The 7,345-nt window shown below is 60.7% G+C and carries 8 protein-coding genes and 1 pseudogene; 6 read left to right on the top strand and 3 right to left on the bottom strand.

Features of this window, described 5'->3' with window-relative positions; translation table 11 throughout:
- The 4 genes and pseudogenes from AC1DUU_RS18505 to AC1DUU_RS18490 form a co-directional block, all read left to right on the top strand.
- Window positions 1–130: pseudogene (locus tag AC1DUU_RS18505) on the top strand (sulfurtransferase); the annotation flags it as partial.
- Window positions 131–132: 2 nt separating this feature from the next.
- On the top strand, window positions 133–696 hold the full coding sequence (locus tag AC1DUU_RS18500; RefSeq protein ID WP_476784865.1) for a GNAT family N-acetyltransferase: 564 nt from the start codon (window positions 133–135) through the stop codon (window positions 694–696).
- A 112-nt stretch (window positions 697–808) separates the two neighbouring features.
- The gene (locus AC1DUU_RS18495; RefSeq protein WP_476784863.1) at window positions 809–1,366 is read left to right on the top strand and encodes an OmpA family protein; all 558 of its coding nucleotides are present in this window, start codon (window positions 809–811) and stop codon (window positions 1,364–1,366) included.
- A gap of 152 nt (window positions 1,367–1,518) precedes the next feature.
- Window positions 1,519–2,019: a DUF1203 domain-containing protein gene (locus tag AC1DUU_RS18490; RefSeq protein ID WP_476784862.1), complete on the top strand. Its 501-nt coding sequence runs from the start codon at window positions 1,519–1,521 to the stop codon at window positions 2,017–2,019.
- A 64-nt stretch (window positions 2,020–2,083) separates the two neighbouring features.
- Here the strand turns inward: AC1DUU_RS18490 and AC1DUU_RS18485 are convergent, their stop codons facing one another.
- Window positions 2,084–3,568, bottom strand: coding sequence for an outer membrane protein (locus AC1DUU_RS18485; RefSeq protein WP_476784864.1), 1,485 nt, complete (start codon window positions 3,566–3,568; stop codon window positions 2,084–2,086).
- A gap of 37 nt (window positions 3,569–3,605) precedes the next feature.
- Window positions 3,606–4,721, bottom strand: coding sequence for an alanine dehydrogenase (gene ald, locus AC1DUU_RS18480; protein WP_476784861.1), 1,116 nt, complete (start codon window positions 4,719–4,721; stop codon window positions 3,606–3,608).
- Between the two features lie 154 nt (window positions 4,722–4,875).
- Here ald and AC1DUU_RS18475 point away from each other — a divergent pair, with 154 nt between their 5' ends.
- Complete coding sequence (locus AC1DUU_RS18475; protein WP_476784860.1) at window positions 4,876–5,349, top strand: Lrp/AsnC family transcriptional regulator; 474 nt, start codon at window positions 4,876–4,878, stop codon at window positions 5,347–5,349.
- Between the two features lie 15 nt (window positions 5,350–5,364).
- Here AC1DUU_RS18475 and AC1DUU_RS18470 read toward each other — a convergent pair whose 3' ends face one another.
- Window positions 5,365–6,027, bottom strand: a complete 663-nt coding sequence (locus tag AC1DUU_RS18470; RefSeq protein WP_476784859.1) for a 5-formyltetrahydrofolate cyclo-ligase — start codon at window positions 6,025–6,027, stop codon at window positions 5,365–5,367.
- A gap of 239 nt (window positions 6,028–6,266) precedes the next feature.
- Here AC1DUU_RS18470 and AC1DUU_RS18465 point away from each other — a divergent pair.
- A partial coding sequence (locus AC1DUU_RS18465) for a bifunctional 2',3'-cyclic-nucleotide 2'-phosphodiesterase/3'-nucleotidase (protein WP_476784858.1) occupies window positions 6,267–7,345 on the top strand: 1,079 nt, incomplete at its 3' end.

Genomic DNA, 7,345 nt, shown 5'->3' with positions numbered 1-7,345 from the left:
AGGCGTGACCGCTGCGATCATCACACTTGCCCTGCAGTCGCTGGGCCATGGCGACAACAGGCTCTATGACGGTTCATGGACAGAATGGGGCGGCATGTCCGACACCCCGGTGGTGACGGGGAAAGCATGAGCATGGCCGTCGACCGCTGCGAAAATATTGAAGTCACGGTCACCTTTCTGGAGATGCATGTGCCGCCGGCCTACACGCCGCCGCTGCCAGTCAATCRCCAGATAGCGCTGCTCAAGACCCGTGACATTCCGCTGCATTATTATCGCTATCTAGCCGACCGTGTCGGCCGCAAATGGCATTGGGTCAACATTCTCAGGCTCGACGACGAGGAACTTGCCGCTGGCCTGCACCGCGAAGACCGCGACATCAGGGTGCTTTATCTCGATGGTGCGCCTGCCGGCTTCATGGACCTCAAGCCGCATCTGCCCGATGAGGTCGAATTGGCCTATTTCGGCATGATGGACCATGCCATGGGGCAGGGGATCGGGCGCTGGTTCCTCGGCGCGGCGATCGATGCCGCATGGTCCTACAGACCGCACCAGGTGACAGTCCAGACCTGTACGCTCGACCATCCGGCAGCCCTGCCGCTCTATCAGAAGATGGGCTTTTCGCCCGTCGCGCAGAAGACGGAAACGGTTCGGACGATGACCTTTGCCGAGCGTGCGGCAAGCGTGATGCGACCGTGATCGCACACAACCCCGGCTGAACTGTCCGTTCATCGCGTCTTCAGCTTGGCTCAGGCCTTTTCCRCTGCATCAGATTCGACCGGATCGGTCGAAATATGCAAGGAGAATGAAGATGTTGAACCGCCGTACGCTTGCCGCCGCGCTGATCGCCGTGCTTGCCGCACCGTCTTACGCCGCAGCACAAGCGACGACGCCATCGGCGTCGCAAATCGAGCGCCAGCTCCAGGCGGCGCCAACGACGAGGCTCCAGCCCAACCAGCGCGTCACGGTTCGCGAATTCAAGCGCCGGCCGGATTTGCGCCGCATGGCGCCCTCGATTGACATCCAGTCGATCAACTTCGCCTTTGGCTCGGCCGAGGTGCCTTATTCGCAATATGGCAAGGTGGAAAACATCGCCAACGCGCTGGACCGCATCCTGCGCCGCGATCCCGAGGCGCGTGTGCTGATCGAAGGCCACACCGATGCCGTGGGTTCGTTTTCCGCCAACCAGGCGCTGTCGGAGCGCCGTGCTGCTTCGCTCAAGCAGACGCTGGTGCGCCAGTTCGGAATTCCGCGCTATGCGCTGGAAACGGTCGGCTATGGCGAAGAGTTCCTGCTCGTGCCGACCCAGAACGAGAATTGGCGCAACCGCCGCGTGACGCTGCGCCGCTACGACGCCTTCATCCGGTAAGAGCCTGCTCGCATCGATCATTTATGGAGCCCGGCTTGCAAGAGCCGGGCTTTACGCTGCCATACCACGAAAATTTTCTGCGTCGGAAATCGGGTGGGCGAGCGCCTGTGCTCGCCATAACTTGCGGCAATCGATCAACCAGGATTGCCGCTATGACCATACTCTTCCAGGCACTTCCCACCGATGCGGTGAAGGCTCTCCAGCACGGCGCCCCGGATGCCTATGGCATGACGCCCGAGCGCAAGATTTCGGATGGCGTTGGCGTGCCTTGTCGCCATTGCCTGACCAATGTCGCGGCGGGTAAGCCTTACCTCGTGCTGGCATATCGCCCATTCCCGGAACTTCAGCCCTATGCCGAAACGGGCCCGATCTTCCTGCATGCTGAGGAATGTCCACGTGCGGCTGAGACCCGCGAGTTGCCGGAGCTGTTCGCCAAGACCAAGGACTACATCCTGCGCGGCTACAGTGCGGACGATCGCATCGTCTATGGCACCGGTGCGGTGACGCTGACGCCCGAGATTGTCGGCTGGGCGGCAATGTTGCTCCAGCGCCCGGACGTGGCCTACGTGCACATGCGATCGGCAAAGAACAWTTGCTATCAGTGCCGGATCGAGCGGGACGAGCCGATGACGTCAAGCGGCGCCGATATCTGACTGAAAACGAAAAAAAGCCCGCCGCATCGCTGCGACGGGCTTTGGCATTTTGCCTGAAACGGTTCTAATTGAACTTGTACTTCGCGCCGACGCGGACTGTATGGAAGGCTGGAACTGTCTCCCAGAAGTCGCCGCTGTCGTAGTCTTGGCCTTCGTAGCGCGAATAACGGTACTCGAGATTGACAGCTACGTTGTTGGTTACAGCGGTTTCAAGGCCGCCACCGACGGAGAAACCGCCAACACTCCAATCCCTGCTGTCGGACATATCGGCAAAGGTGATCTCTTCCCTGACATGCTGCCAGCTATAGCCGCCGAGCACGTAGCCAAGGGTCGACTCATTGAGCTTTGCACCAACACGGGCGAGAACATCGAAACCGTAGTCGGCGGTAGCCTCGTATCGTGCACCACCAAGCGCCAGATCGTCTGCCAGCTGCGTCGTCATGCCGGAATAACGGCCGTCGATCTGCAGACCGGCAACCCAGATGCCATTGAACTCATGGTCGTAGCCGACGCTCAATTCGCCGAAGGCGCCGTCGCCACCGAAGCCGTTGAAGGTGGCCGCGCCCGCAGCGAGATTGATTTCATCGGTGATTGCACCCGCCCCAAGCGCGCCGCCGACATAAAAGCCCGTCCAACTATAGGCCGGCGCCGCAATTGACGCACCACCGCCATTCTGGCCACCGATGCGGTAGTTGGCGCCGACGTGGAATGTATGCGTTGACGGCTCGATGTTGAGGAGAGCTCCTCCAAGATCGGCAACGGTGTCATTGCCATAGTTGGCGTAGCGATATTCGCTCTTGACGGTCCAGTTGCCACTGACCGCAGTTTCCATACCCAGCCCGAGAAGGTAGCCGCTGCGGTCGTCTTCAAATTCAATTGGTGTGCCGGCCAGGGTTCCGTCGAGCTTGAAATGCTGCCAGCTGTAGCCGCCGAGAACGTAACCCAGCGTATTGGAGGTCAGCAAATAGCCAGCTCGCGCCGCGACATCAAAGCCGTAATTGTTGTTGAGCGAGGCGTCCAATGTGCCATCCGAGGATTCCAGGGAAAGCCCAACATTGCCAAAACGACCATCGACCAAGGCGCCCAGAAGAAAGCGTTCTGACACCATGTAGTCGTAACCGGCCGTCACCTCGCCAAAGAAGCCGCCGCCGCCGAGATCCGGCATGCCGATTCGTTCGGGGCCGTTAGGATTGGCTATTTCGAGCCCGTGCTTGACAGCACCAACGCCGCCGCCGACACCGATATAGATGCCGCTCCAGTTGAAACCCGCAGCGGCCGGCGCTTCCGTTGATACTGCATCCGCTGCGTTTGATGCCGAAGAGATTGCAACTGCTGACACTGCGCCCAGCAAAAGCGCTATAAAAGTCTTACCAAATTTCATCACTACTGCCCCACTACCAATACTGGCTGTTTGGCACGGAGGCCTTCCGCGCGATGCAACATAAATGTCACATTCAGTTTGAAACCGGTGAGCCGAATTCGTTTCGGGAAATCTGTCGACAGGTGCTAAAAATCGCGTGGGAAGCCAATGACATAAAGCCCGCCGCATCACTGCGACGGGCTCCTTCTTTATTGATACAGCAGACTTAAGCCGCCAGCGCGGACTTGGCTTCCGTCATCTCATAACCCAGGGCTTCGGCGACGGCGCGATTGGTGATGCGGCCACGATGCACATTGAGGCCGTTGYGCAGATGCGGCTCGTCGGCGAGCGCCTGGAGGCCACGGTCGGCCAGCGCCAGGCCGTAATGCAGCGTGGCGTTGTTGAGCGCATGGGCCGAAGTCACCGGCACGGCACCCGGCATGTTGGCGACACAGTAATGGATGATGCCGTCGACCTCGTAGGTGGGGTCGGCGTGGGTGGTGGCGTGCGAAGTCTCGAAGCAGCCGCCCTGGTCGATGGCGACGTCGACAAGCACCGCGCCCTTCTTCATGCCGGACAGCATCTCGCGGCTGACCAGCTTGGGCGCCGCCGCCCCTGGAATAAGTACGGCACCGATGATGAGATCGGCGGAGAAGCACTCTTCCTCGAGCGCTTCGACAGTCGAATAGCGCGTGTGGACACGGCCAGCGAAAAGATCATCGAGCTGGCGCAGGCGCGGGATCGAACGGTCGATGATGGACACATCGGCGCCGAGACCGGCGGCCATGCGGGCGGCATGCAGGCCAACGACACCGCCGCCGATGACCGCGACCTTTCCCGGCAGCACGCCAGGCACGCCGCCAAGCAGCACGCCACGGCCACCATAGGCCTTCTGCAATGCCGTGGCGCCTGCCTGGATTGCCAGACGACCGGCCACTTCCGACATCGGAGCCAGCAAAGGCAGGCCGCCGCGCTCGTCGGTCACGGTTTCATACGCGACCGCAGTCACCCCCGACGCGAGCAGCCCCTTGGTCTGCTCCGGATCGGGCGCAAGATGCAGATAGGTGTAGAGGATCTGGCCTTCGCGCAACTGCGCCCATTCATTGGGCTGCGGTTCCTTGACCTTGACGATCATGTCGGAGCGGGTGAACACCTCTTCGGCGGTCTTGGCGATCTGGGCGCCGGCCGCACGGTAGGCGTTGTCATCTGCGCCGATCCCGGCACCCGCGCCTGTCTCGACCAGGACGTCATGGCCATGGGCGACGTATTCGCGAACCGAGCCGGGGGTCAGCCCGACGCGGTATTCATGATTCTTGATTTCCTTGGGGCAACCTACGCGCATTTCCTGCTCCTCCGCAGCCGTTTTGGCCGTCGTTCCCTGATGACGAAGTCAATCACGAATCGTTCCGAATATGTTTGCGAAAAAGGTTGCGCTACCGCAGGTTGATCGATAATTTTTGCGCACATCCTCTGTATTGTCGAAGGAAATTCGAAGAATGCCGTTGGACAGGATCGATATCGCTATTCTGGACGCGCTTCAGAAGGATGGGCGGATGCCCAACGCGGCGCTGGCCGAAAAGATCGGGCTGTCGCAATCAGCCTGTTCGCGTCGCCTCGACAACCTCGAAAAGTCAGGCATCATCAGTGGTTATCATGCCAGGCTTTCGAGCGCGGCACTCGGTCACCAGATGACGGTGATCGTGCATATCTCGCTGTCGGGACAGTTCGAAAAAACGCTTTCGGATTTCGAGGTCGCGGTGAAGCGCTGCCCCAACATCCTGTCTTGCCATCTCATGTCGGGCGAATACGACTACATCCTGCGCATCGCCGCCCGCGACTTGCCCGATTATGAGCGCATCCACAAGGAATGGCTGTCGGCCATGCCGCATGTCATCAAGATCAACTCGTCATTCGCCTTGCGCGAGATTGTCGACCGCATGGCCACGGGCATGCGGCCGGATCTGGCGTGACCGCAAGCAATGGCTTCAGCGGATGATTCCGGCCTCGGTAACGATCCTGTCCATGGGAATGTCGTGCGGCTGCGGGAAGATCGTTGCAATGCGCGTGATCTCGTAGCCTACGCCTATGACCAGTGCCTTTTTCGGCAACGCGGCCAGTGTTCGGTCGAAGAAACCGCCGCCATAGCCTAGCCGGTAGCCCATAGCGTCGAAGCCGACGAGTGGGGCAATGACGATATCGGGGATGACCTCCGGGCTGGCGACAGGGACGGGTATGTTCCAGACGCCACGTTCGAGCTTGTCGCCCGGTGCATAGGCGCGAAAGATCAGCGGTCGACCCAACTCGATTGCGATTGGCAGCGCCGACTTGCCGCCGCGCGCATTGACCGATGCCAGCCATGGCCGAAGGTCCGGCTCGCCCCGGAACGGCCAGTAGAGGCTGACCATCTTGCCCGCCACATCGCCGGTGACTTGGTCGAGCCCCTGCGCGATCAGGCCGGCCATGGCCGTGCGAACGTCAGCGGGGATGGCAAGTCGGGATTCGATCAGCCTTGCGCGCTCGGCTTTGCGCCAGCGCCTGACATCCGGCCATTCCGGCGCGGGCACGGCGCGGAATTCGGGATCAAGCTCATGCATGAAACATGGCGGCGAGGCGTATTGCGCCGGTTGTTCGTCGTCGAGATCGGCCATGTCGCACCTTTTTGAGGTTTCGAGCAGCGTCGAGCCTAGTCCTGCATGCTGGCTGCCTGTGGTCAACGGGCGACATCGCGCTGGCCGAACAGGTCGCAAAGCGTCTGGACCAATCCATTCCCCCGCAGCCTGTCGCGCTGCTGTCACGCGAGTCGGCTGGACTCGCGCGGATTTTGGCGCGACATTTGATCTTTGGGACGCCGGCTAAATACTGTCAGTTCATTTCCTGGAGAATGAAAATGTCCAACATGGTTCACCCTATGTCTCGTCGTTCCTTTCTTGCCGGATCGGCCGCGGCGAGCGCTCTTGTGATGCTGCACCCGTTTTCGGCGCGCGCCCAGGCCAATCAGGCGCATCTGCGCATCATGGAAACGACCGACCTGCACGTGCACGTCTTTCCCTATGACTACTACGCCGACAAGCCGAACGACACGATGGGTGTTGCCCGCACGGCCACGATCATCGACGCCATCCGCACTGAAGCCACCAACTCGATCCTGGTCGACAATGGCGACTTCCTGCAGGGCAACCCGATGGGCGACTACATGGCCTATCAGCGCGGCATGAAGGACGGCGACGTCCACCCGATCATCAAGGCGATGAACACGCTGGGCTATGATTGCTCGACACTCGGCAATCACGAGTTCAATTACGGGCTCGACTACATGTTCAAGGTGCTCAACGGCGCCAATTTCCCGGTCGTCTGCTCGAATCTGACCAAGGGCGAACTGGCCGCCGACGCGACCAAGGACGAACTGTTCCTCAAGCCCTACGTGATCCTCGACAAGAAGGTGAAGGACGGTTCGGGTGCCGAGCATCCTATCCGCATCGGCCTGATCGGTTTTGTGCCTCCGCAGGTGATGACCTGGGATTCCAGGCATCTGCAGGGCAAGGCGATGACCCGCGACATCGTCAAGGCAGCTCAAGCCTGGGTGCCGCAGATCAGGGAACAGGGCGCCGATATCGTCATCGCACTCTCGCACTCCGGCATGGGCACGCCGCAAGCCGCGGAAAACCTGGAAAACGCCTCGATCCTGCTCGCTGGCGTCGACGGCATCGACGCGATAGTTACCGGCCATAGCCATCTCGACTTCCCCGGTCCGAAATTCGACAAGGTCGACGGTGTCGACAACGCCAAGGGCACGATCAATGGCAAGCCGGGTGTGATGGGTGGCTTCTGGGGCTCCCATCTCGGCTTGATCGATCTTCTGCTCGAGCGCGACGGCAATGCCTGGAAGGTCATCAGTTCGACGAGCGAGGCACGCCCCATTTCCAAGCGCGTCGACAAGAAGGTGGTGCCGACAGTCGAGAGCAAGCC

Source organism: Aminobacter sp. P4_H6_2, assembly GCF_056400805.1.
Note: the sequence above shows the minus strand (reverse complement) of the source record. Positions and strands in the feature narration are given on the sequence as shown.

What these genes read in the sequence shown, in the direction of transcription:
- AC1DUU_RS18475 (WP_476784860.1), top strand. Translation starts at nt 4,876, where the DNA reads ATGCCGTTGGACAGGATCGATATCGCTATTCTGGACGCGCTTCAGAAG.
- AC1DUU_RS18470 (WP_476784859.1), bottom strand. Translation starts at nt 6,027, where the DNA reads ATGGCCGATCTCGACGACGAACAACCGGCGCAATACGCCTCGCCGCCA.
- AC1DUU_RS18485 (WP_476784864.1), bottom strand. Translation starts at nt 3,568, where the DNA reads ATGCGGCGGGCTTTATGTCATTGGCTTCCCACGCGATTTTTAGCACCT.
- AC1DUU_RS18495 (WP_476784863.1), top strand. Translation starts at nt 809, where the DNA reads ATGTTGAACCGCCGTACGCTTGCCGCCGCGCTGATCGCCGTGCTTGCC.